The following is a 23568-nucleotide window of genomic DNA, read 5'->3' as shown; positions in this document are numbered from 1 at the left end:
CCATGGCACGGTCAAGCGGAGGTCAAGCCCGGACGGGGACGACCAGCGGCGCCCCGGTGCGCGGGTGCGGGAGCACCTCGACCGGCTGCCGGTAGACCCGGCTCAGCAGCTCGCCCTCGAACACCTCGGACGGCGGACCGTCCGCGGCGATCCGTCCGTCGTGCAGGACGGCGGCCCGGTCCGCGTAGGCGGCGGCGAGCCCCAGGTCGTGCAGGACGACGACGACCGCGTCCCCGGCCGCGGCGCGCTCCCGGCAGATGCGCAGCACGAGCTCCTGGTGGCGCAGGTCGAGGGCGGCGGTCGGTTCGTCGAGCAGCAGCAGCGGGGCCCGCTGGGCCAGTACGCGGGCCAGCGCGACCCGGGCGCGCTCGCCGCCGGAGAGTGCGGAGAAGGGGCGCGCGGCGAAGTCCGTGACCTCGGTGGCGGCCATGGCCGAGGCCACCGCCTCCTCGTCGGCCTCGGCGAGGGGGGTGCCGGCCCAGGGCGCGCGGCCCATCCGTACGACGTCCTCCACCGGAAAGGGGAAGGACAGTGCGGCCGACTGGGGGAGTACGGAGCGGCGCAGCGCGAGATCCGGGGCGCTCCAGTCGCCCACCGGGCGGCCGTCGATCCGGATCACCCCGGAGGCGGCGGGCAGATCGGCGGCGAGCGCGCCCAGCAGCGTGGACTTGCCCGCGCCGTTGGGGCCGACCAGGGCCAGCACCTCGCCGGCCCGGGCGGTCAGGTCGATCCCGGCCAGGACCTCGCGCTGCCCGAGCCGTAGACGCAGGTCCTCGGCCTCGGCGACGGCGTCGCCGGGGGCGGGGCGGGCGGGGACGGTCCGGCGGGTGCGGGTGAGCAGGGCGGTCAGCTTGCGGGTTGTGTTGTTGGTCGTGCTGCCGGTTGTGTTGTTGGTTGTGTTGTTGGTTGTGCTGTCGGTTGTCCTGCTGGTCACGCCCAGCCTCCTTGCTTGCGGCGGGTGCGGCGCAGCAGCCAGAAGAAGAAGGGGCTGCCGAGCAGGGCGGTCAGTACACCGAGCGGCAGCTCGGCGGGCTGGGCGAGGGTCCGGGCCGCCAGGTCGCCCGCGACCAGGACGACGGCGCCGGCGAGGGCGCTGCCGGGGACCAGGAAGCGGTGGCCGGGGCCGTTGGCCATGCGCAGCAGGTGCGGGACGAGCAGGCCGATGAAGGTGATGACCCCGGCCACGGCGACGGCGGCGGCGGTGAGCAGCGCGACGACCAGGATGAGGGAGAGGCGCAGCCGTTCGACGTCGATGCCGAGGTGGCGGGCGGGGCGCTCGCCGAGGGAGAGGAGGTCGAGCCGGCGGGCGTAGAAGGGGGCGGCGAGCAGGCCGGCGACGGCGCAGGGCAGGACGGCGAGGACCTTCGGCCAGGTGGCCTGGGCGAGGGAGCCGAGCTGCCAGAAGGTGATCTGGTTGACCTGGCCGCTGTCCGCGAAGAAGACGAACAGGCCGATGAGGGCGCCGGCGAAGGCGTTGACGGCGATGCCGGTGAGGATGAGGGTGACGACCTCCGTCCGTCCGCCGTTGCGGGAGAGGAGGTAGACCGAGCTGACGGTGATCAGGCCCGCGACGAACGCGCAGACGGTGATGGTCCAGTTGCCGAAGAAGCTGAGGCCGAGGCCGATGGCGGCGACCGCGCCGACGGCGGCGCCGGCCGAGATGCCGATGACGCCGGGCTCGGCGAGGGGGTTGCCGAAGACGCCCTGCATGAGCGCGCCCGCGCAGCCGAGGCTCGCGCCGACGAGCAGGGCGAGCACGACGCGGGGGAGGCGGACGTTCCACAGCACGCTCTCGCCGACCCGGTCGAGGGGGGCGCCGCCGAGGCCGAGGTGGTGCCGGCCGGAGGCGAGGACGTCGGTGAGGGGGATGTCGTAGGCGCCGACTCCTGCGGAGAGCAGGGCGAGGAGGGCGAGGACGGCGACCAGGGCGGTGGTGAGGAGGGCGGGGCGGCGGGACCGCTTGGCCTTGCCGTTGCCGTTGCCGGTGGCCTCGTGCGGGTGCGGGTGCGGGTGCGGGTGCGGCTCGGGCTGGGGCGGGGCGGCTCGGGCGGGGTCGGGGGCGGTTCCGCCGGGGCCGGGCGCGCGCCGGGGCGTCTCCTCGGGCGCCGAACGTGACGAGGGGTCGGAACGTCGGGCGGCAGTGTGTTCGGCGCCCTGCGGGGAGCGCCCCGACACACACCCGTCCCCGGCGGAACCGCCCCCGACCTCTTCGGAGCCCGCCCCGGGTTCTTCCGAGCCGGTCCTGGGGTCCAGGTCTTCGGTCTTCGGGTCGTGCAGGGTCATGTCAGGCGCCCTTGTTGTAGAGCTGGGTGACCAGGGAGGAGAGGACCTGGTCGGTGCGGGGGCCGTAGTTGAGGAGGACGCCGTCGTCGATCGTGACCACGCGGCGGTCCATGCCGGCCGGGGTCTGGGCGACGCCCGGGATCTTGACCAGGCCGTCGATGCCGCCGACCGATTCGAGGCCCTTGGACATGACGAGGATCGCGTCGGGGGCGGCGGCCGCCAGGGCCTCGCTGGTGATCGGGGTGAAGTCCTTGCCGAGTCCGGAGTCCTTGCCGGTGTCGACCGCGCCCGCCGCCTCCAGCAGGGACGCGGCGCCGGAGTCCGAACCGCCGAGCAGGTAGACGGAGGCGGTGCCGCGCAGGTAGAGGAAGGCCACCCGGGGCTTCTTGGTGGAGGCGGCCGGGATGTCCTTGCGGACGGCGGCGATCCGGTCGGCGGTGCGCTGGTTCAGCTGCGTGCCGGCCTCCTTGACGCCGAGTGCGGCGGCCACGGCGTCGATCCGCTTCGGGACGTCGTCCAGCGCCTTGGCGGGGGCGATGACCAGGACCGGTACGCCGGCGTCGCGAATCTGCTGGATCGCTTCGCCGGGGCCGCTCGTGGTCTCCGCGATGACGAGGGTCGGGCGCAGCGACAGGACGCTCTCGGCGGAGACGTCGTGGCCACGTGTCACCACCGGCAGCTGGGCGGCCTGTTCGAAGGTGGCCGTGATGTCCCGGGCGACGACCTGCTTGCCGAGGCCCAGTGTGTGGACGATCTCGTTGAGGCTGCCGCTGAGGGGGACGACCCGGTCCGCGGACGTGATCGTGACCTGGGCGCCGTCGACCGAGGGCACGGTGACCGGCAGGGCGGGCTGTGGCGTCGGGAGCGGTTCCAGCCGGTCCGGGACCGCGGCTGCGCCGGCGGCGGATGAGCTCGGGGTGGTGGCCGTACCTCCGCAGGCCGTCAGCGCGAGTGCCAGTGCTGCTACGGCAACTGCGAGACGGGGGAAGCGGGTTGACGCGGCGGGCGTAGGCACGAAGGCACCGTCCTGATCGTCCGACTGAGGTTCTGGAGACCGGGGGGTGTTCATCCGGCCGTGGTTAGCTTAGGTTAGCCTAACCTTGCTCGCTAGACCTGAGGAGGGGGCATTCATGCCCACGAGACCCGTCCGTACGTTCGCCGTCGCCCTGTTGGCGGCCCTGCTGGGCGCACTGCTCCCGGCGACCGCCGCCCGGGCCGGCACCGTACAGGGGGGTCGTCTCGACTGGGGCATCAAATCGTCTTTCCAGAGTTATGTCACGGGTCCGGTGGCAAAAGGCGGGTTCAAGCTGAAGAGTGGCGCGGCCACCGCCGGTGGCAGCCTCTTCCGCTTCCATTCCGCGGCCGGTTCCTACGACCCCGACTCCGGCGCCTTCGAGGCCTCCTACTCGGGCGGGGTGACCTTCCAGGGTCACCAGAAGCCCGACGGGGTCTACGAGCTGGACATGACGATCAGTCGCCCGACCGTCAAGATTTCGGGTGGCAAGGGGACTCTGTACGTCGACGTGTCCAGCAAGGCCAAGGACAGCGGCGCGGTCACCGATCGGTCGCAGGTCGCCTTCGCCTCGCTCGGCGTCGGCGGCATCAACATGAAGGGCGGCAACAGCCCGCTGTCCCTCACGAACCTCCCGGCCACCCTCACCGCGGAAGGCGCCAAGGCCTTCGCCGGCTACTACGGTGCCGGCACCCAGCTCGATCCCGTCTCGCTCTCCGCCGACGTCAAGACCGCCCCGGCCGACCGGCCCACGCCGTCGGCCACGGCCGCGCAGCCGGGCGCCACCGCGGAAACCCCGCAGGCGCCCGGAGCCTTCGCCGACGCCGCCGTCGACTGGGGGGTGCGGCGTACCTTCCGCGAGTACGTCACCGGCTCGGTCGGTCAGGGCAGATGGACCCTCGCGGAGGGCGCCCAGGACGGTGGCGCACTGTTCCGCTTCCCGCAGGGCAAGGGCTCGTTCGACGGCACGAAGGGCGCTCTCGACGCGGCCTTCGCCGGTACGGTCCAGTTCACCGGCGCCCACCTGGACCTCACGCTCGGCCGGATGAGCGTGAAGGTGGAGAACGGCAAGGGCGTCCTGTCCGCGGACGTCACCACCGGCGGCGCGACGAAGAACGCCGTCCCGCTCGTGGAGTTCGACGCCAAGGGGCTGAAGACCGAGGGCAAGCTGGCCACCCTGACCGAAGCCCCGGCCACCCTCACCGAGGGCGGCTCCCAGGCCTTCAACTCCATGTACAAGGCCGGCACCGAGATGGACCCCGTCTCGCTCGCCGTCGCCCTGGACTCCACCGCCCAGCTGCCCGCCCTGCCCGACCTGGGCTCGACGGCCTCGCCCGCCCCCGCGTCCGCGTCGCCGTCCGCCGAGCCCGCCGCGCAGGCTGCGGAGTCCTCGAAGTCCTCGAACACCGGGCTCTTCGTCGCCCTTGCCGTGGCCGTCCTGGTCCTGGCCGGCGGCGGCACCTTCCTGGTGGTGCGGCGGCGTCGTACGCCGACCGACGTGCCCCAGTAGGTAACCCCCTCCGTGATTCCCCCTTCTCTGTTCCTTCAGGAGTACCCAGCCATGTCGTCCATTCGACGCCCGATCTCCCTCGCGGCCGCCGTCCTGACCGCCGCGGCGCTCGGCGCCACCGCCTTCGCCCTGCCCGCCACCGCCGCGGGCGGCCCGCCCACCGAACCGATGAAGATCACCGGCGGCACCCTCGACTGGGGTGTGCTCGCGAGCTACCGCGCCTACGTGACCGGCATGGCCAAGGGCACCATCACCGTCGCGGACGGGGCCGAGCAGAACGCGGACGGCACCCTGCGCTTCACCGGGCCGACCGGCGCGTACGAGCCGGCCAACGGGCACGTGGTGAAGGCGGCCTTCAAGGGCAGCGTCACCTTCTCCTCGCCCGCCCCGCCGACCGGCCACGGCTTCGAGGTCAAGCTCTCGGACATCCGTATCGACACCGGTACGAAGAAGCTCACCGCGGACGTCACCAAGGGCGGCGCGACCACCCAGGACGTGCCCATGGCCACCGTGGCCTTCACCGGCCAGTCGATGACCGGCCTGGCGACCACGCTCACCCAGGAGGCCGCGGACGCGCTCGGTTCGGCGAGCTACAAGGACAAGCCGGGCGACCCGCTGAACGCCAAGCTGGAGTTCGAGAAGCCGGCGCCGCCCGAGCCGACCCCGTCGAACACCACCAAGAACCCGACGCCGCCGGCCGACGACACGCAGCAGGTGCTCAGCGGCAAGCTGACGTGGGGCGTGAAGGAGTCCTTCCGTAAGTACGTGCTGAGCGCGGGCTCGATCACCCCGGCCGGTGGTGCCGCCAAGAACGGCGACACCTTCGACTTCGCCTTCGGCAAGGGCGACCTGGACGTCAAGAAGCAGAAGCTGAACGCCTCCTTCCAGGGCAACCTGCGCTTCCAGTACGCGGCCCACGGCATCGACATGACCTTCGGCAACCCCCGGGTCGAGGCCACCGGCAAGACCGGCACCCTCTACGTGGACGTCAAGAACGGCTCCGGCAGCAAGCCGGGCCTGCGCTTCGCCACGCTCGACCTGTCGAAGACCGACTACAAGACCAAGAGCGGCCTCCTGGCGCTGAACGCGGTGCCGGCGGCCTTCACCGCCGAGGGCGCGGCCGCCTTCGCCAACGACACCACGGGCTCCATGTACAAGGCGGGCGACGCGATGGACCCGCTCACCTTCGCCGTGGCGGTGGACAAGGACGTCGTCCTCCCGCCGACCACGGGCGGTACGACCGGCGGGTCGACCGGCGGTTCGACGGGCGGTTCTACGGGTGGGTCGACCGGCGGCTCCAACGGTGGCACCACCGGCGGTACGACCGGCAGCACCATCGGCGGTACGGGCGGTACGGGCGGTACGGGCGGCACCGTCGGCGGTGGCAGCTCCACGGTCGGCGGCAACCTCGCGAACACCGGCGCCGAGATCCCGGCCGGGGCTCTGCTCACCACGTCCGGCGTGGTGATCGCGGCCGGCGCGGGCGCGGTGTACCTCGCGCGCAGGCGGCGTACGTCCCAGGTCTGAGCCGTGTTTGAATTCCCGCGTGAACGATCTCGACGTGTTGAGGGTCTTCTGCGCGGGTGACGGCCGCTTCGGCAACCTGCTCGGTGTCGTACGCGACGGCCGGACCTGCCCCGACGATGCGTCGCGGCAGGCCCTGGCCGCCGAACTCGGCTACAGCGAGACGGTGTTCGTCGACGACCCCGAGCGCGGGGTCGTCGACATCCGCACCCCCGGCACGCGCATGTCCTTCGCGGGACACCCGCTGGTCGGGGTCGCGTGGTTGCTGGACATCGAGGAGCTCCAGCCGCCCGCCGGATCCGTATGGGCCCGGGACGACGGGGAGTTCACCTGGATCACGGCCCGGCCCGAGTGGGTCCAGGGCAAGCGCACCGAGCAGTACGGGTCCGTGGCCGAGGTCGAGGCGCTGCCCGCCCCGCCGCCCGGTGAGGGCTGGTTGTACGCCTGGGCCTGGGAGGACGAGGCCGCGGGCCGCGTGCGCGCCCGGGGCTTTCCGCGCCGCCCCGACGGGGTCGTCGCCGAGGACGAGGCCACCGGCTCGGCGGCGATCCTGCTGACGGCCCAGCTGAACCGCGCCCTGAACATCACCCAGGGCGCCGGCTCCCAGATCCTCACCGCCCCCGGCCCGGACGGCACCGTGGAGATCGGCGGCCGCGTCCGTTTCGCTCCGGTGGACCGGCCCTAGGTATCCCGCACGGGGGAATGAGCACACGGGCGCCGCTCCGGGGCCGGGCCGGGCCGTCGCGGCGCAAGGGCGACATGGCGAAGACTCCCGTGACCGGCCGCCCCGACCCGCCCCGACCCGCCCCGGACCGACGCGCAGCGCAGGCGGCGCCTCGCGCATTTTTTACCGACAAGGCGTCGGGAACTCATTGACTTAGGCAAGCCTAAGTAGGAGGATCGGGCGTGGCGGCATTGCCGTCATGTCTGTTTCCTCTTCCTGGAGGTCCGCCTTGGACGCCTTCTCTACGGTCATCCGCGTCGCCTCGCACGAGCAGCACACCGAGGCCGAGACGTCGACCTTCATGAGCGATCTGCTGGGTGGACGGCTCGGAGTGGACGCGTACACGCGCTACACCGAGCAGCTGTGGTTCGTGTACCGGGCCCTGGAGGACGCGGCCGAATCCCTCAAGGACGACCCGGTGGCCGGCCCGTTCATCCGGCCCGAGCTCATGCGCGTCGCCGAGATCGAGCGCGACCTCGCGCACCTGGTGGGCCCCCACTGGCAGGAGAGCGTGGCGGCGCTGCCCGCGACGCGTGCGTACGCCGACCGGGTGGCCCACTGCGCCGCCGAGTGGCCGGGCGGGTACGTCGCCCACCACTACACGCGCTACCTGGGCGACCTCTCCGGCGGCCAGATCATCCGCGACAAGGCCGAGCGCACCTGGGGCTTCGAGCGCAAGGGCGACGGCGTCCGGTTCTACGTCTTCTCCGACATCTCCAACCCGGCCGCCTTCAAGCGGACCTACCGCGAGCTGCTGGACGCCATCGCCGCGGACGACCTGGAGAAGCAGCGCATCATCGACGAGTGCAAGCGTGCCTTCGACTTCAACGGCGCAGTCTTCCGCGAGCTGGGCGAGCAGTTCCCGCTCAGCGCGTAGCCCCTCCGGGGAGGTCCGCGGATGCGATCGGAAACAGGGCCGGGCCCGGTGCACAGGTGCACCGGGCCCGGTCGCGTACCGGAGGAGGGGGGACGGGCTACGGGAGGGTCAGGATCTCCGCGCCCGAGTCCGTCACCACCAGCGTGTGCTCGAACTGCGCCGTGCGCTTGCGGTCCTTGGTGACGACCGTCCAGCCGTCCTCCCACATGTCGTACTCGTGGGTGCCCAACGTCAGCATCGGCTCGATGGTGAAGGTCATGCCGGGCTCGATGACGGTGGTGGCGTGCGGGCTGTCGTAGTGCGGGACGATCAGGCCGGAGTGGAAGGACGAGTTGATCCCGTGGCCGGTGAAGTCCCGGACCACGCCGTAGCCGAAGCGCTTCGCGTACGACTCGATGACCCGGCCGATGATGTTGATCTGGCGGCCCGGCTTGACGGCCTTGATGGCCCGGTTCAGCGCCTCCCGGGTGCGCTCCACCAGCAGCCGCGACTCCTCGTCCACCTCCCCGCACAGGTAGGTCGCGTTGTTGTCGCCGTGCACGCCGCCGATGTACGCGGTCACGTCGAGGTTCACGATGTCGCCGTCGCGCAGGACGGTGGAATCGGGGATGCCGTGGCAGATGACCTCGTTCACGGAGGAACACAGCGACTTGGGGAAGCCCCGGTATCCGAGCGTGGAGGGGTAGGCCCCGTGGTCGCACATGTACGCGTGGGCGACCCGGTCGAGCTCGTCGGTGGTCACCCCCGGCGCGATCAGCTTCGCGGCCTCTTCCATCGCCTGGGCGGCGATCCGGCCGGCGATGCGCATGGCCTCGATGGTCTCGGCCGTCTGCACCTCCGGTCCGGTGTACGGAGTGGGCGCGGGCTTGCCCACGTACTCGGGCCGGCGGATGTTTCCGGGAACGGAACGGACGGGAGAGAGCTCGCCTGGTACGAGCAGCGACTGGCCAGACATGCGAGCGAGTGTATCCAGCGAGGATGGGGCAGCATGGCGGGATAGAGCGGTACGAGAGGAGCCCGACGACGATGGCCCTGTTCAAGAAGCGTCAGGTGGGCAAACCCGGCGAGTGGTACTACTGCCTGGTCCACAAGAAGGTCGAAGAAGGCCCCGAGTGCCCGGCCAAGGACCGGTTCGGGCCGTACGCGAGCCCCGAGGAGGCGAACCACGCCATGGAGACGGCGCAGGAACGCAACCTCGAATGGCAGAACGACCCCAAGTGGAACGACAAGACCCGTGAGGACGAAGAGGGCACCGCCGGCACGGGCGGGTCGTAGGCCGTCGGTCCTACCAGCGGCTGGGCGGCGGGGCGGTCAGGTGGTCGGCCAGCCGCGCCAGCCGGTCCCTGAAGCGGCGCGGTCCGCGCTGCGCCGGAGTGCCGTTCTCCCCGGCCGCCGCGCTGACCAGGTGCTGCACGGTGTCCAGATCCATCTCGCCGTCGGGTTCCGGTACCGACAGGGCGTCGTGCGCGAGCGTGCCGAGGTCCGGGTCCCCGCCGTCCAGGGACAGTACGGTCGCCCCCGCGCGCCGCGCGTCGTGGACGCGCTCCAGCAGACCCTCGCCCGGCGCCCCGGGCGCCACCACCAGCAGCGTGTGCCCGCGCCGGGCCGCCGCCAGCCGGCCCAGCCCCACCGACAGGTGCGGCGGCTCCCCGGGCCGCACGTGGTGGCGTACGAGCGTGGGCGCCAGCTCCGGCAGACCCGACCAGGCGGACTCGTCCACCAGGTGCGCCGCCAGATGCCAGGGCTCGTAGCCCTCGGTCCCCACCAACAGCAGCCCGCCACCGGCCGGTACGACGGACCGGCGCAGCGACCCGGCGAAGCGGCGCGCGGCGCCCGGCCACTGCGTACCGGCGAGCACCTCGCGCAGCAGCGCGACCCTCACGGCGTCCATATCGGCATCCTGCACCATGCGGGGGACACGGGGAGCGGTTCCCTCCCCTTCCACACCTTCGACTGTGGGCTACCCGGCAGTACCCTCGCCCCCATGACTTCCTCAGACAACACGCAGAAGCCGCCGGTCAAGGACCCGTGGGAGCTGCCGGACGTGTCCGGCCTCGTCGTCGGCGTCCTCGGCGGCACCGGCGACCAGGGCCGGGGCCTGGCCTACCGGCTCGCCAGGGCCGGCCAGAAGGTGATCATCGGCTCCCGCGCCGCCGACCGCGCGCGGACCGCGGCCGAGGAACTGGGCCTGGGCGTGGAGGGCGCGGACAACGCCGAGTGCGCGCGCCGCAGCGACATCGTCATCATCGCGGTGCCGTGGGAGGGCCACGCCAAGACCCTCGAAGCACTGCGCGAGGACCTCGCGGGCAAGCTCGTGGTGGACTGCGTCAACCCGCTCGGCTTCGACAAGCAGGGCGCCTACGCCCTCCAGGTCGAAGAGGGCAGCGCCGCCCAGCAGGCCGCCGCCCTGCTCCCGGACTCCCGGGTCACCGCCGCCTTCCACCACCTCTCGGCCGTCCTGCTCCAGGACGAGTCGATCGACGAGATCGACACCGACGTGATGGTCCTCGGCGAGGTCCGCGCCGACACGGACATCGTCCAGGCGCTGGCCGCCCGTATCCCCGGCATGCGCGGCGTCTTCGCGGGCCGCCTGCGCAACGCCCACCAGGTCGAGTCCCTGGTGGCCAACCTGATCTCCACCAACCGCCGCTACAAGGCCCACGCGGGCCTGCGCGTCACGGACGTCTGATCCGGCCGGTCCGGTCCCGCCCCTCCCGGGCCGGGACCGGACCGCCGGGCAGGCGGAGATCAGCCCCGGCGGCCACCACGCGCCTCGACGGCGCCCAGGTGGGCCACCACACCGTGGTAGAAGCGGTCGACCGCCGCGTCGACCCCACGGATGAAGCCGGACTCCGTGTTGCCCCGGGTGCTACCCATCCCCTTGATCAGCGACAACCGGAACCCGGTCGGCGCGGCCCCGTCCTTGGGCAGCAGATCGCCGGGCTCCGGGCGCAGCCTTTCCAGGGTGCCGCGCGGCCCGTTCCCGCCCTCCAGCAGGCTCTGGACGTGCAGGTCGGCAGGGGCCTCGGCCAGTGCCCTCAGCAGGCGCTTCACCATGGCCAGCGGATACGAGCCCTCCGGGGCGGGGACGTCCACGGAGGTCCGGACCTTGCCGGTCCGCAGGTCGGCGGTGACGGCGATGACGGAACTCGTCCCGTCGATGCGCAGTTCGGCCGACAGCCGCCCGTCGGCGCGCAGCGCCGAGGCCGCCGCGACCCGGCGGGCCCGCGGATCGCTGTCGCGCCGGGTCCGCTGCACCGGCAGGGCCTTCTGCCCCAACTCGCCACCCAGGCGCAGGCAGACCTGACGGATCAGCCGCTCCCAGCTCTCGACGACGTCCACGGCGCGCCCGTCGTCGGGGCTGATGGTCTCGTCCTCGATGCCCTTGCGTACGGGCACCCAGGCGGGGCCCATGTTCTGGAATCCGTGGCAGCCCGAGTTCTCGTGCTGGAGGTATTCCAGGAGCTCCTGGAGGAGCCAGGCGTGGGCGGCGTTGCCGACCCCCTCGTGGCGGATCAGCATCTGGGCCTGGTGGGCCACCTCCGCCCACGACAGGTGCCAGAGGCTGACCTTGTGCTTGCGCCGCCCGTCGATCTTGACGTCGACCACGGGCGAGCCGTCCAGGGCCACGTCGTTGGAGAGCGTGATCACCGCCTCGTAGCCACGGCGTGCGGCGATGTCCATGTACTGCTGGACCTGTTCATCCTTGAGCGGGTTGCCGTGCGTCTTCGTCTCCACGAGGGCCGTCCACAGCTTGCCCGCGCGTTCCACCCGGATCACCCCGTCCGGCCGCCTCGGGGTGTCGCCGTGGGGAAGGGGGACCTCGGTGAAGGTCTGCATACGACCGGCGGGTGCCCCGAACCCGGCGGTGAGGCGGCGGCCCAGCTCGGGCACCTCCGCCATGACGGACAGCAGGACGGAGGTCGCCCGTACCTCGCGCTCCTTGTCGCTCTTGAGTGACGGCACGGGGAAGAGCCGCGCGGTGCGCCAGGAATCGTTCTCGGCGAGGGACTTCTTGGCCACCTTGGGTAGGGTGACCTTCTTCTTCGTCGTGCGGGGTGCGCGACCGCGGGTCTGGGCGGGAACGGTGGCGCTCGGCGTGGCCGTGACGGTAGCCGCCGTCGTGGCCTCGGGCGCGGGCGCGGAGTCGCTCGCACCGCCCTCCTCCGTCGGCGGCGCGGGGACGGCGGCGCTCGCGGCTTCCGGGGCAGCGGTCGGCTCCGTCCCGGTCGTCGGCTCGGCGTCCTCCAGCACCTCGATGCCGAAGTCCGTGGCCAGCCCGGCGAGCCCCGTCTCGTACCCCTGTCCCACGGCCCGGAACTTCCACTCCTCGCCGCGCCGGTACAGCTCACCGAAGATGAAGGCCGTCTCCACGCCCGCGTCCTCGATGGAGTACCCGACGAGCGGCTCCCCGGACCGGTCCGCGACCGTCATCCGCAGATCGTCGAGATCCCCGAAACGCGCCCCGCCGTACTGGCTGGCCGCCACCACGATCCGTGCCACGTCTTCGGGAACGGCGGTGAGATCCACGCTGATGCGGTCCTCGTCGCCGTTCGAGGTCGGCGTCTTGCCCAGGAGTTGGACGCTTCCGTCAGCGGCGGCGGGGTGGTTGTAGAAGTAGAAGTCGTTCTCGCTGCGGATCTTGCCGTTCTCGTCCAGGAGCAGGACGGAGACATCGGCATCGCCCGCTCCGGTGGCACTGGTCCAGCCCAGGCTCACGACGACGGCCCCGGCATCCTCGCTGAGGGCGGTCAGGCTGACGTTCGCGCCCTTGGAGATCTCCTGCATGCGTGCTCCCCCCACTCGCCCGGCGTCGTCCGTCGCGGTCCGAGCGGGCCGGGCTGTTCGCTCTGTGACGCGCGCCATACGACGCGTATCCGCCGAACCGTAACGGCACGGGGTACGGAAGGTCGGGTAAAGGCGAAAACGAAACCGATGCGATCGCCGGTGCCCTTACGGCAGCACTGCGGGGCATGGGGGACACTGGACGGGTTCGGCCCCGTTCAGTGTTTTCGAGGAGCTCCCCCCATGCCCCGCCTTGCCGTCTTCGCCCTTGTCGTCTGCGCCTGTGCGGTGGTCGCGGCCGTCGTCGCCTTCGTCGAGGGCAGCTTCCTCGGGATCGTCTGGGTGCTGCTGGCCGGCCTCACGTCCAACATGGCCTGGTACTACCTGCGCAAGGCGAAGGCCGAGAAGGCCGCCGCCCAGCACAACGCCGCGTAGTCCCTCTCCGCTCGGCCCCGCCGGACGGCGGGCCGGGTCGTCAGTCCTGGGGGACGGCGCAGAAGCCGTTGCTTTCCCGCCAGAAGGTGTAGAGGTCGCGGCCGCAGTACGTCTCCAGGTCCGACACGCCGAGCGCGGACATCAGGCCGTCCACCGCGCCGAAGAAGAACGCGTTGACCCCCGGGATCCACAGCAGCGCGAACACGGCCAGCAGGCCGAACGGTGCCAGCGGCTCCACCTCGCGGCGCACCCGGTACGACAGCCAGGGCTCGATCACCCCGTAGCCGTCCAGGCCCGGTACCGGCAGGGAGTTCAGGATCGCCGCCGTGACCTGCAGCATGGCGAGGAAGGCGAGCGCGTAGCGGAAGGCCAACGGCACCCCGTCGAGGGCGCCCAGCCAGAACGGGGCCGTGCACACCACGGCGAAGGCCACGTTGGTCAGCGGGCCCGCCGCCGAGATGAGGCTGTGCTTCCAGCGGCCCCGGATACTGCCCCGCTCGATGAACACCGCGCCGCCGGGCAGGCCGATGCCGCCCAGGATCACGAAGATCACCGGCAGCACGATGCTGAGCAGCGTGTGCGTGTACTTCAGCGGGTTCAGCGTCAGGTAGCCCTTCGCGCCCACCGTGAGGTCGCCGCCGTGCAGCGCGGTGCGGGCGTGCGCGTACTCGTGCAGGCACAGGGAGACGATCCACGCCGACGTCACGAAGAGGAACACGGCCAGCCCCGGGCTGGTGGCGTACCCCGTCCACACCGCCCAGCCGGTGACGGCCATGACGGCGACGATGCCGAGGAACACGGAACTGATCTGCCGCTCGCCGCGGCTGCCCTGATGACCCATGCGGGCAACCTATCCCGGGGGGCCGGCGGAAAACGGTGCGGGTCCGGAGCCGGGTGCGGGGACAATGGGCCGGTGCGTTACGCAATTCTCGGAACGGCCCAGGCCATCCACGACGACGGGACCCCCGTGGCCGTCGGCGGAGCACGCCTACGGGCGCTGCTGACCGCGCTCGCGCTGCGGCCGGGGCGGGTGGTGCCCGCCCGGCTGCTCGTCGCCGAGGTGTGGGACGGTGACCCGCCCGCCGACGCGGTGGCCGCCCTGCAGGCGCTGGTCGCCCGGCTGCGGCGGGCGCTCGGTCACGCGGCCGTGCGTTCCGCGGAGGGCGGCTACCAGCTGGCCGCCGAGCGCGAGGACATCGACCTGTACCGATTCGAGCGGCTGGCCCGGGCCGGGGACACCGCGCCGGACCCGGCCGAGGCGGCGGCCCTGTACGAGGAGGCCCTCGCCCTGTGGCGCGGTCCGGCCCTCGCCGATCTGCCGGACCCGGCCGCGGAGGCCGCGCGCTGGGAGGCGGTACGGATGGACGCGCGCCGGGGCCGGCTCGCGGCGGCCCTGGCGTTGGGCGAGGCGGAGCGTTCCCTGCCGGAGCTGACCGCGCTGTGCGCGCGGCATCCGCTGGACGAGCCGCTGCACACCCTGCGCATCCGGGCCCTGCGCGACGCCGGCCGCCCGGCGGAGGCGCTGGCCGCCTACGACGGCGTCCGCCGCGAGCTGGCCGACCGGCTGGGCGCGGACCCGGGGCCGGAGCTGCGGGCCCTGCACGCCGAACTGCTGACCTCGGACGCACCGCCGCCGGCCGTCACCGTCGACGTCCCGCCCGCCCCCGCCGTCTCGCCCGCCCCCGCCGCCCCGCCCACCCCGCCCGCCCCGCCCACCCCCGTCGCACCCACGTCCGCGGGCAATCTGCGGGCGCGCCTGACCACCTTCGTCGGCCGCGAGGACGACATCCGCGTCATCGGGGACGATCTCGCGCGGGCCCGCCTCGTCACGCTCCTCGGGCCCGGCGGCGCCGGCAAGACACGGCTGTCCCAGGAGGCCGCCGAGGCCCAGGACGAGAGCGCCTGGCCCGACGGGGTGTGGCTCGTCGAGCTCGCGCCCATCGACGGGCACGGCGACCCGGAGGACGTCGCCGAAGCCACCCTCGCCGCGCTCGGGGCCCGGGAGACCAAACTGCGCGGCGCCGCCGCCGAGGAGTTGCGGGCCCTCACCGAAGGCACCGGCGACGACCCTCTCGACCGGCTCGCCGAGCACTGCGCACGCCGGCAGCTCCTGCTGCTGCTCGACAACTGCGAGCACGTCATCGGCGCGGCCGCCGCCCTCGCCGAACGCCTCCTCACGCACTGCCCCGGTGTACGGATCCTGGCCACCAGTCGCGAACCCCTCGGCGTCCCGGGGGAGTCCCTGCGCCCGGTGGAACCGCTGCCCGACCCCATCGCGATGCGACTGCTCGGCGACCGCGGGGCCGCCGCCCGCGCCGGGTTCACCGTCGAGGAGGACCCGGCCGCGGCCGCCGAGATCTGCCGCCGGCTCGACGGCATGCCGCTCGCCATCGAGCTGGCCGCCGCCCGGCTGCGGTTGCTCACCCCGCGCCAGATCGCCGACCGCCTCGACGACCGCTTCCGGCTCCTGACCGGTGGCGCCCGGACGGTTCTGCCCCGCCAACAGACCCTGCGCGCCGTCGTCGACTGGTCCTGGGAACTCCTCGACGAGGCCGAACGCACCGTCCTGCGCCGCCTGTCCGTGTTCGCCGGCGGCTGCGACCTGACCGCCGCCGAGGCCGTCTGCGCCGACCCCGCACGCGACGGCGCGTACGACCCCGCCGACGTCCTCGGCTCCCTCGTCGACAAGTCCCTCGTCGTGGCCACCCCCGGATCCGACGGCGGTATGCGCTACCGCCTCCTGGAGACGGTCGGCGAGTACGCCGCCGAACGCCTCGCCGAGACCGCCGGCGACCGCGAGGCCACCGAGCACCGCCACCTCGTCCACTACCGCGAACTCGCCCGCACCACCGAGCCCCTGCTGCGCGGCCACGGTCAGCGGGCGGCCGCCGATCGGCTCGCCACGGAGTACGAGAACCTGCGCACCGCCCTGCGCCGGGCCATCGCCGTCCGCGACACCGACGAGGTCCTGTGCCTGATCCACTCGCTCGGCTGGTACTGGCACATGCACGACCTGCGTTCCGAGTCCCGGCACTGGGCGGAGGCCGCCGCCGCGCTGGGCCCCAACCCCTTCGAGCCGCCCTTCGTCCCCGCCGAGCCCGTCCACGAACGCCTCGTGGACACGCCGCCGCCCTACTCCGAGGAGACGCGCGCCGAGGGCCGGCGCGCCCTCCACCTGGTCCTGCTCGCCTCCCGCGACCAGACCAACGAGACCTGGAACACCCCCTCGGTCCGCGCCATGATCGACGGGGTCCTCGCCACCTATCGGCCCGGACTCCCGCAGACCTGCCGGACCCCCGCCTCCCTGTGGATCTACGCCGTCATGATCGCCGGGGACCCCGGGCTGCTCCGGACCGTCATCAACGCGACCGTGAAGACCGCCCGCGAGCTCGGCTACCGCTGGGAGCTGGCCTCCGCCCTCCAACTGCGCGCCAACATCCTCGCCAACCGGGCCGACTGGGCCGGCGACGCCTCCCGCGACGCCGACGAGAGCCTCGCGCTCTTCCGCGAGCTCGGCGACGCCTGGGGCTGCGCCGAGGCGCTGTCCGCCCGCGCCGAAGCCCGGGAGAAGCGCGGTGAATACGCGTCGGCCACCCGTGACTACCGCGAGGCGATCGCCTACGCCGAACGCCTCGGCGCCCTGGCCCCGATGACCGTGATGCGGGTGCGCATGGCGGGAAACCTGGCCGAGGCCGGTCGGAGCGAGGAGGCCGAGCGCATCCTCACCGAGATCACGGCCACGGCGCTGCGGTACGGCAACGAGGCCATGCCCGCCGCCCGGATGTTCCTCGCGGGCATCCTCGGCCGCACGGGACGGATTCCCGAGGCGCGCGGCCAGCTGCAGCTCCTGCGGGACGAGTGCGCCTTCCGCGCCTTCGCCATCTTCGACGGCTTCCTGCTCGGCACGACGGCCTGGCTGGACAATCAGGAGGGGCTGTACGAGGAGGCCCTCGACCGACTGCGCCAGGCCATGGAAACCGCCTCGGACCCGATGGCGCAGATGGTGGCCCCGCAGATGCCCGCGGTCTACCTGCTGACGGCGGCGCTGGCGTCGGTCTCGCTCGGGGGCGCGCGCCGGGAGTACGACGCGGCTCGTCTGCTGGGCGCCTACCGGGCGCTGCTGCCGCCCGCGCACTTCCCGGTGACGACGGAACGCGACGACTACGCCCGTGCGCGGGAGCTGGCCCGGGCCGTGCTGGGCGACGCCGCCTACGAGAAGGCGTACGCCGAAGGCGGCGGCCTCTCCCTGGAGGAGGCCACCGCCCTCATCTGATCCGGCCCGCGGCCGGTGTCCGTCCGGGACGCGATCCGAACGGATCGGCCCGCGGGTCAGGTCTTCTGGCGGAACTTCCGCACCGCGAGCGGCATGGTGATCGCCGTGATGGCCAGCGACCAGATCAACGTCATCCACACCGAGTCGCCGACGGGAGCGCCGTTGATCAGGGCGCGGGCGGCGTCCGCCAGGTTCGACAGCGGGTTGTAGTCCGTGAAGGACTGCAGCCAGCCCGGCATCGTGGTCGGCGGGGCGAAGATCGAGCTGCCGAACTGCAGCGGCATCAGGACCATCATCGCCATGCCCTGGACGGCCTGCGGGGTCTTCATGGTGAGACCGAGCAGGACGAAGATCCACATCAGCGAGGCGCCGAAGACGGCCGAGAGGCCGATGGCGAGGAACAGACCCACCACCGGGCCCTTGATCGACAGGCCGAGCAGGAAGCCCACCGCGAGCAGGATCGCGATGGCGGCCATCATCCGGCCGAGTTCGACGAGGATCTTGGCGATGAGCACCGAGGACCGGGCGATGGGCATCGACCGGAACCGGTCCATGACGCCCTTCTTGAAGTCGTCGTTGACCCCGGTGCCGACGCCCATGGAGATGTTCATGCCCATCATGGCCATGAGGCCCGGGACCACGTAGTTGACGTAGTCCGCCTGGTTCCCCTTGCCGGAGATCGCGCCGCCGAAGACGAACACGAACAGCAGGGTGAAGATGATCGGCATGAGCACGACGTCGAACATCGACTCGGGATCCTGCTTGATCTGCAGGGCGTTGCGGCGCACCAGGGCGCCGATGTGCCGCAGGTTGCCCCGCAGGCCGATCCGGCCCTCGCCGTGCTCGGCGGCCACCGGGGTCGGACCGGGCGCGGTGGGCGCGGGCTTCGTCGTGGTTACGGTGCTCATGCCGCGACCTCCTCGGTCGTCTCGGTGGGAACGGAGTCCTCGACGACCGCGGGCTTCTGGCCGGTGATGGCCAGGAACACCTCGTCGAGGCTGGGCAGGTAGGTGCCGAGGTCGGCGATCGCGTACCCGCGGGCGGCCAGCAGGCCGACGACGGCCGTCAGCTGCTCGTCGCTCAGGATCGGGACCAGCAGGACGCCCTCGTCCGGTACGGCCTGGCTGCCGGCCACACCGTCCAGGCCGGCCTCCGCCAGCGAGCGGGCCATGCCCGGCAAGTCCGAGGGGTCCACGGGGCGGATCTTCAGGGTGCGGCCGCCGACCCGCGCCTTCAGCTCGTCGACCTTGCCGTTGGCGATGACCTTGCCGCGGTCGATGACCGTCAGCTCACTCGCCAGCTGCTCGGCCTCCTCCATGTACTGGGTGGTGAGCAGCACGGTGGCGCCCTCGGCGACCAGGCGCTGGACCTCGTCCCACACCTCGTTGCGGGTGCGGGGGTCGAGACCCGTGGTCGGCTCGTCCAGGTAGAGCACGGCCGGGTTGCCGATCAGGGAGGCGGCGAGGTCGAGCCGGCGGCGCATACCGCCGGAGTAGTTCATGACGGCCTTCCTGGCCGCCTCGGTCAGGGAGAACCGCTCCAACATCTCGTCCGCGCGGCGGCGGGCGTCCTTGCGGGAGAGGTCGAGCAGCCGCCCGATCATGTAGAGGTTCTCCCAGCCGGAGAGCTTCTCGTCGACCGAGGCGTACTGGCCGGTGAGGCCGATGGTGCGGCGCAGCTGCCGGGGCTGGCGGACCACGTCGTAGCCCGCGACGGTCGCGGTGCCGGCGTCCGGGACGATCAGGGTGGAGAGGCAGCGGACCAGCGTCGTCTTGCCGGCGCCGTTGGGGCCGAGGACCCCGAGGACCGTGCCCTCCCGGACATCCAGGTCGACACCGTCGAGGGCCTTGGTCTCGCCGTAGTGCTTGACCAGCCCCCGTACCTCCACGGCGTTGGGCTTGTTGTCGTTTCGCGTCATGCCCCCTATGGGAGCAGGCGCCACTGACAAAGCACCGACAGCCGACCGACAAAGGTACGACAGAGGTACGACAGAGGTACGACAGCCCGCCGACACGCGGTCGGCGGGCTGTCGTAGCGGTCGCGCGCGATCAGTGGAAGGCGTGCTCCGCCTGCGGGAACGTTCCGCCGACCACGTCCTCGGCGAAGGCCCGCGCCGCGCCGGTCATGGTCTCGCGCAGCTGCGCGTACTGCTTGACGAACTTCGGCATCTTCCCGCCGGTCAGGCCCATCATGTCGGTCCACACCAGCACCTGCGCGTCGCACTCGGCGCCCGCGCCGATGCCGACCGTCGGGATGTGCAGGGACCGGGTGACCTCGGCCGCCAGCTCGGCCGGGACGAGCTCCAGCACCACCGCGAACGCGCCCGCGTCCTGCGCCGCCTTCGCGTCGCGCAGCAGCTGGTGCGCGGCCTCGTCGCCGCGGCCCTGCACCCGGTAGCCCATGGCGTTCACGGACTGCGGGGTCAGGCCCAGGTGGGACATCACGGGGATGCCGGACTGCACGATCAGCTCGGTCTGGGCCAGCGAGCGCTCGCCGCCCTCCAGCTTCACCGCGCCGACCCCGGCCTCCTTGACGAGACGGGTGGCGCTGCGCAGGGCCTGCACGGCGCCTTCCTGGTACGAGCCGAACGGCATGTCGCCGATGACCAGCGCACGGCTCGTGCCGCGTACGACGGCCGCCGAGAGCATGGTCATCTGGTCCATCGTCACCGGGACGGTGGAGTCGTAGCCGAGGTGGCAATTGCCCATGGAGTCACCGACGAGGACGACCGGGATACCGGCCTCGTCGAAGACGGACGCGGTCATCGCGTCGTAGGCGGTGAGCATGGGCCACTTCTCGCCGCGTTCCTTGGCGAGGGTCAGGTCGCGGACGGTGATCCGCCGGGTGCGCGTGCCTCCGTACAGGGTGGGTGCGTCCGACGGAGATGCTGCTGCGGGCTCGCGGGCAGGCGAAACGGCATGCGTCATTGCAACTGCTCCTTGTGTCATCTCGAGGCGCCCTTACGACGTCCCCGGACTCACCCCCCATGGTGACATCCACGCGGGCAAAGGCGGAAGTGGTCCGTGCTGCGAGCCTGACCACGCGATCCACGAGATCCAATGTGCGCGTTTCGTGACAAGCGGAACCCCCTGCGTACGGCCGTTCGTCCTTCCGGACACACGACCGTGACCGACGGTCGTGACGTACGGCACGGAAGGCTCCGGTTCATCGCCTAGGGTCAAGGGGCGGGGACGGAGCGCGAGCACGGCAGTGAGGGCAGTGGGATGGCACAGGCGTACATGACGGAGTCGGGGAACGGTGGCTCGGAGCCCGAGCCCTCCGGAACCCACCTCCGGCGCCGGCTGACCGCACTGCGCAAGGACCCGGGGATCTGGCGGCGCGGCTGGGTCCTCGCCGGGATCGCCGCGCTGCTCTCGCTCATCATGATCGTCCACGCGGACCTGCCCAACCAGGTGGGCAACCTGGGAAGCCTCACCGAGACCTTCCTGCCCTGGCTGGGCCTGGCCGTCCCGCTCCTGGTCGTCGGGGCCTTCTACCGCAGGTCCGCGACCGCGTTCCTCGCGATACTGCTGACGGCCGCCGTCTGGGCGAACCTCTTCGGCGGCCTGGTCACCGACAAGTCCGGCTCCGGCGGCAACCTGGTGGTGGCCACCCACAACGTCGACGCCGACAACCCCGACCCGCACGGCACCGCCGGGTCGGTGGCCCGCTCCGGGGCCGACGTGCTGGCCCTGACCGAGCTCAAGGGCAGCGCCGTCCCCGTCTACGAGAAGGCCCTCGCGGCCACGTACAAGTACCACTCCGTCGAGGGCACCGTCGGCCTGTGGAGCAAGTACCCGCTCACCGCGAGCGCGCCCGTCGACATCCGGATGGGCTGGACCCGAGCCATGCGCGCCACCGTCACCACCCCCCAGGGGCCGGTCGCCGCCTTCGTCGCCCACCTTCCCTCCGTCCGGGTCAAGCTGAACGCCGGCTTCACCGCCAACCAGCGCGACGACAGCGCCGACGCGCTGGGTGCCGCGCTCGCCGCCGAACCGCTGAAGCAGGTCATCCTGCTCGGCGACCTCAACGGAACCATGAACGACCGCGCCCTGTCCGAGGTCACCTCGCAGATGCGCTCGACCCAGGGCGCGGCGGGCGACGGCTTCGGTTTCAGCTGGCCGGCGCAGTTCCCGATGGCCCGGATCGACCAGATCATGGTCCGCGGGATGAAGCCGGAAGCCTCCTGGACCCTGCCCCGCACCGGCAGCGACCACCTTCCCGTCGCCGCCCGGGTGACCGTGAAGCCCTGACGGACGCGGCGGCGCGAAGGCCCCGGTCGCTCTCCTCGGAGAGCGGCCGGGGCCTTCGCCGTCCCTGCCTACGCCTGCTCGCGCCAGCCGTTCGTGATCGGCAGCCGGCGGTCCTTGCCGAAGCCCTTCGCGGAGATCTTCGTGCCCGGCGGGTACTGGCGGCGCTTGTACTCCGCCGTGTCCACCATCCGCAGGGTCCTGGCCACCAGCTCCGGGTCGAAGCCGGCCGCCACGATCTCGTCCAGGCCCTGGTCGCGGTCCACGTACATGGCCAGGACCGCGTCCAGCACCGGGTAGTCCGGCAGCGAGTCCGTGTCCACCTGGCCCGGGCGCAGCTCGGCGCTCGGCGGCTTCACGATCGAGTTCTCCGGGATCGGCGGGGTCTCGCCGCGCTCGGCGGCGGCCCGGTTGCGGTACTCCGCGAGCCGGAAGACGACCGACTTGTAGACGTCCTTGATCGGGCCGTACGCGCCCACCGAGTCGCCGTACAGGGTGGAGTAGCCGACGGCCAGCTCCGACTTGTTGCCGGGGGCCAGCACGATGTGGCCCTCCTGGTTGGACAGGGCCATCAGCATCGTGCCGCGCAGCCGGGACTGGAGGTTCTCCTCGGCCAGGCCGGTCAGGCCCAGCGAGCCCATGTAGGCGTCGAACATCGGCTCGATGGAGACGGTCCGGAAGTTCAGTCCGGTGCGCGCGGCCAGGTCGGCCGCGTCGCTCCGGGAGTGGTCCGAGGAGTACTTCGAGGGCATCGAGACGCCGTACACGTTCTGCGCGCCGATCGCGTCGCAGGCGAGGGCGGCGACGAGCGCGGAGTCGATGCCGCCGGAGAGCCCGATCAGGACGGAGCGGAACCCGTTCTTCCTGACGTAGGCGCGCAGTCCCACGACCAGCGCGTCGTAGATCTCCTCGTCGTCGTCGAGCCGGTCGGCGTACCCGCCGGTGACCACCGGCTCGTACGCCTCCACGGGCTCCTCGGAGAGGATCACGCGCTCGATGCGCAGTCCGTCGTCCACCACGCCCTCGGGCGCGTCGGCGCGGGCGGCCGGCAGGTCGAGGTCGACCAGGACACAGCCTTCGGAGAACTGCGGGGCGCGGGCGATGACCTGCCCGTCGGCGTCGACGACGATCGAGTCGCCGTCGAAGACCAGCTCGTCCTGGCCGCCGATCATCGCCAGGTAGGCGAGGGTGCAGCCGGCCTCCTGGGCCCGCTTCTGGACCAGTTCGAGGCGGGAGTCGTCCTTGTCGCGCTCGTACGGGGACGCGTTCACGGAGATCAGCAGCCCGGCCCCGGCGGAGCGGGTGGCCGGGACCCGGCCGCCCTCCTGCCACAGGTCCTCGCAGATGGCCAGCGCCACGTCGACCCCGCCCACCCGGATCACCGGCTGCGTGTCGCCCGGCACGAAGTACCGGAACTCGTCGAACACGCCGTAGTTGGGGAGGTGGTGCTTGGCGAAGCGCAGGACGACCTGCCCGCGGTGCAGCACGGCGGCCGCGTTCTCCGGGGATCCGGCCGGGCGGCCCAGGCGGGGTACGGCCCGCTCGGTGCGGTCCAGGTAGCCGACGACGACCGGCAGCTCGCCGAGGCCCTCGGCCGCCAGCCGCCGGGCGAGCTCGCGCAGCGCGGTACGGGAGGCCTCCACGAAGGAGCCGCGCAGGGCGAGGTCCTCGACGGGGTACCCGGTCAGCATCATCTCCGGGAAGGCCACCAGGTGGGCGCCCTGCTCGGCGGAGTGCCGGGTCCAGTGGACGACCGAGTCGGCGTTGGCGGCGATGTCGCCGACGTGCGAGTCGATCTGATTCAGAGCGAGTCGAAGTTGAGGCACGGATCCAGTGTAATCGTCTTTCTGACGCGATGTCCTTGGCCCGGCCTGTTTCCCGCCTGGTTTCAGTGT

The 23568-nt window shown here is 72.2% G+C and carries 20 protein-coding genes; 9 read left to right on the top strand and 11 right to left on the bottom strand.

Features of this window, described 5'->3' with window-relative positions; translation table 11 throughout:
- Window positions 1-22: 22 nt before the first annotated feature.
- From BCL76_RS07230 to BCL76_RS07220, 3 genes are all read right to left on the bottom strand, one after another.
- Window positions 23-841 (bottom strand): heme ABC transporter ATP-binding protein, encoded by an 819-nt coding sequence (locus tag BCL76_RS07230; protein ID WP_375137895.1) that lies wholly within the window; start codon window positions 839-841, stop codon window positions 23-25.
- Between the two features lie 89 nt (window positions 842-930).
- Window positions 931-2283: a FecCD family ABC transporter permease gene (locus BCL76_RS07225; protein ID WP_258309403.1), complete on the bottom strand. Its 1353-nt coding sequence runs from the start codon at window positions 2281-2283 to the stop codon at window positions 931-933.
- Window position 2284: 1 nt separating this feature from the next.
- Window positions 2285-3298 carry a heme/hemin ABC transporter substrate-binding protein gene (locus BCL76_RS07220; RefSeq protein WP_258309401.1) on the bottom strand — a complete coding sequence of 338 codons (1014 nt, stop codon included), beginning with the start codon at window positions 3296-3298 and terminating at the stop codon, window positions 2285-2287.
- 115 nt (window positions 3299-3413) lie between these two features.
- Between BCL76_RS07220 and BCL76_RS07215 the strand changes: the two genes are divergently transcribed.
- From BCL76_RS07215 to BCL76_RS07200, 4 genes are all read left to right on the top strand, one after another.
- The gene (locus BCL76_RS07215; RefSeq protein ID WP_109778674.1) at window positions 3414-4805 is read left to right on the top strand and encodes an HtaA domain-containing protein; all 1392 of its coding nucleotides are present in this window, start codon (window positions 3414-3416) and stop codon (window positions 4803-4805) included.
- A gap of 51 nt (window positions 4806-4856) precedes the next feature.
- Window positions 4857-6332 (top strand): HtaA domain-containing protein, encoded by a 1476-nt coding sequence (locus tag BCL76_RS07210; protein ID WP_109778673.1) that lies wholly within the window; start codon window positions 4857-4859, stop codon window positions 6330-6332.
- A 19-nt stretch (window positions 6333-6351) separates the two neighbouring features.
- On the top strand, window positions 6352-7014 hold the full coding sequence (locus tag BCL76_RS07205) for a PhzF family phenazine biosynthesis protein (protein WP_181382460.1): 663 nt from the start codon (window positions 6352-6354) through the stop codon (window positions 7012-7014).
- Between the two features lie 268 nt (window positions 7015-7282).
- A complete protein-coding gene (locus tag BCL76_RS07200; protein WP_258309400.1) occupies window positions 7283-7930 on the top strand; it encodes a biliverdin-producing heme oxygenase in 648 nt (215 codons plus the stop codon).
- Window positions 7931-8027: 97 nt separating this feature from the next.
- Here BCL76_RS07200 and map read toward each other — a convergent pair whose 3' ends face one another.
- Window positions 8028-8885 carry a type I methionyl aminopeptidase gene (gene map, locus BCL76_RS07195; protein ID WP_109778670.1) on the bottom strand — a complete coding sequence of 286 codons (858 nt, stop codon included), beginning with the start codon at window positions 8883-8885 and terminating at the stop codon, window positions 8028-8030.
- Between the two features lie 71 nt (window positions 8886-8956).
- Between map and BCL76_RS07190 the strand changes: the two genes are divergently transcribed.
- Complete coding sequence (locus BCL76_RS07190) at window positions 8957-9205, top strand: hypothetical protein (RefSeq protein ID WP_109778669.1); 249 nt, start codon at window positions 8957-8959, stop codon at window positions 9203-9205.
- A 10-nt stretch (window positions 9206-9215) separates the two neighbouring features.
- Here the strand turns inward: BCL76_RS07190 and BCL76_RS07185 are convergent, their stop codons facing one another.
- Window positions 9216-9821 (bottom strand): hypothetical protein, encoded by a 606-nt coding sequence (locus BCL76_RS07185; protein ID WP_109778668.1) that lies wholly within the window; start codon window positions 9819-9821, stop codon window positions 9216-9218.
- Window positions 9822-9914: 93 nt separating this feature from the next.
- Here BCL76_RS07185 and npdG point away from each other — a divergent pair, with 93 nt between their 5' ends.
- Window positions 9915-10619 (top strand): NADPH-dependent F420 reductase, encoded by a 705-nt coding sequence (gene npdG, locus BCL76_RS07180; RefSeq protein WP_030733074.1) that lies wholly within the window; start codon window positions 9915-9917, stop codon window positions 10617-10619.
- A 59-nt stretch (window positions 10620-10678) separates the two neighbouring features.
- Here npdG and BCL76_RS07175 read toward each other — a convergent pair whose 3' ends face one another.
- The gene (locus tag BCL76_RS07175; RefSeq protein WP_181382459.1) at window positions 10679-12718 is read right to left on the bottom strand and encodes a TerD family protein; all 2040 of its coding nucleotides are present in this window, start codon (window positions 12716-12718) and stop codon (window positions 10679-10681) included.
- Between the two features lie 240 nt (window positions 12719-12958).
- Between BCL76_RS07175 and BCL76_RS07170 the strand changes: the two genes are divergently transcribed.
- On the top strand, window positions 12959-13150 hold the full coding sequence (locus BCL76_RS07170; RefSeq protein WP_109778667.1) for a hypothetical protein: 192 nt from the start codon (window positions 12959-12961) through the stop codon (window positions 13148-13150).
- Window positions 13151-13190: 40 nt separating this feature from the next.
- Here the strand turns inward: BCL76_RS07170 and BCL76_RS07165 are convergent, their stop codons facing one another.
- Window positions 13191-13991, bottom strand: coding sequence for a site-2 protease family protein (locus BCL76_RS07165; RefSeq protein WP_109778666.1), 801 nt, complete (start codon window positions 13989-13991; stop codon window positions 13191-13193).
- A 72-nt stretch (window positions 13992-14063) separates the two neighbouring features.
- Between BCL76_RS07165 and BCL76_RS07160 the strand changes: the two genes are divergently transcribed.
- Entirely contained in the window at window positions 14064-17423 is a 3360-nt protein-coding gene (locus tag BCL76_RS07160; RefSeq protein WP_109778665.1) for an AfsR/SARP family transcriptional regulator, read from the top strand.
- A 56-nt stretch (window positions 17424-17479) separates the two neighbouring features.
- Here BCL76_RS07160 and BCL76_RS07155 read toward each other — a convergent pair whose 3' ends face one another.
- The 3 genes from BCL76_RS07155 to panB form a co-directional block, all read right to left on the bottom strand.
- Complete coding sequence (locus BCL76_RS07155; RefSeq protein WP_109778664.1) at window positions 17480-18331, bottom strand: ABC transporter permease; 852 nt, start codon at window positions 18329-18331, stop codon at window positions 17480-17482.
- Window positions 18328-19341 (bottom strand): ATP-binding cassette domain-containing protein, encoded by a 1014-nt coding sequence (locus BCL76_RS07150; RefSeq protein WP_109778663.1) that lies wholly within the window; start codon window positions 19339-19341, stop codon window positions 18328-18330. Before BCL76_RS07150 ends, BCL76_RS07155 begins: the two co-directional genes overlap by 4 nt.
- Before the next feature lie 130 nt (window positions 19342-19471).
- Window positions 19472-20350: a 3-methyl-2-oxobutanoate hydroxymethyltransferase gene (gene panB, locus BCL76_RS07145; protein WP_109778662.1), complete on the bottom strand. Its 879-nt coding sequence runs from the start codon at window positions 20348-20350 to the stop codon at window positions 19472-19474.
- Window positions 20351-20647: 297 nt separating this feature from the next.
- Here panB and BCL76_RS07140 point away from each other — a divergent pair, with 297 nt between their 5' ends.
- On the top strand, window positions 20648-21676 hold the full coding sequence (locus tag BCL76_RS07140; RefSeq protein ID WP_109778661.1) for an endonuclease/exonuclease/phosphatase family protein: 1029 nt from the start codon (window positions 20648-20650) through the stop codon (window positions 21674-21676).
- 68 nt (window positions 21677-21744) lie between these two features.
- On the opposite strand, the gene BCL76_RS07135 is transcribed toward BCL76_RS07140, so the two are convergent.
- Entirely contained in the window at window positions 21745-23499 is a 1755-nt protein-coding gene (locus BCL76_RS07135) for an NAD+ synthase (protein WP_109778660.1), read from the bottom strand.
- Window positions 23500-23568 lie beyond the last annotated feature (69 nt).

Source organism: Streptomyces sp. CG 926 (assembly GCF_003148825.1).
Classification (GTDB): domain Bacteria; phylum Actinomycetota; class Actinomycetes; order Streptomycetales; family Streptomycetaceae; genus Streptomyces.
This window is presented reverse-complemented; position numbering and strand designations above follow the sequence as displayed.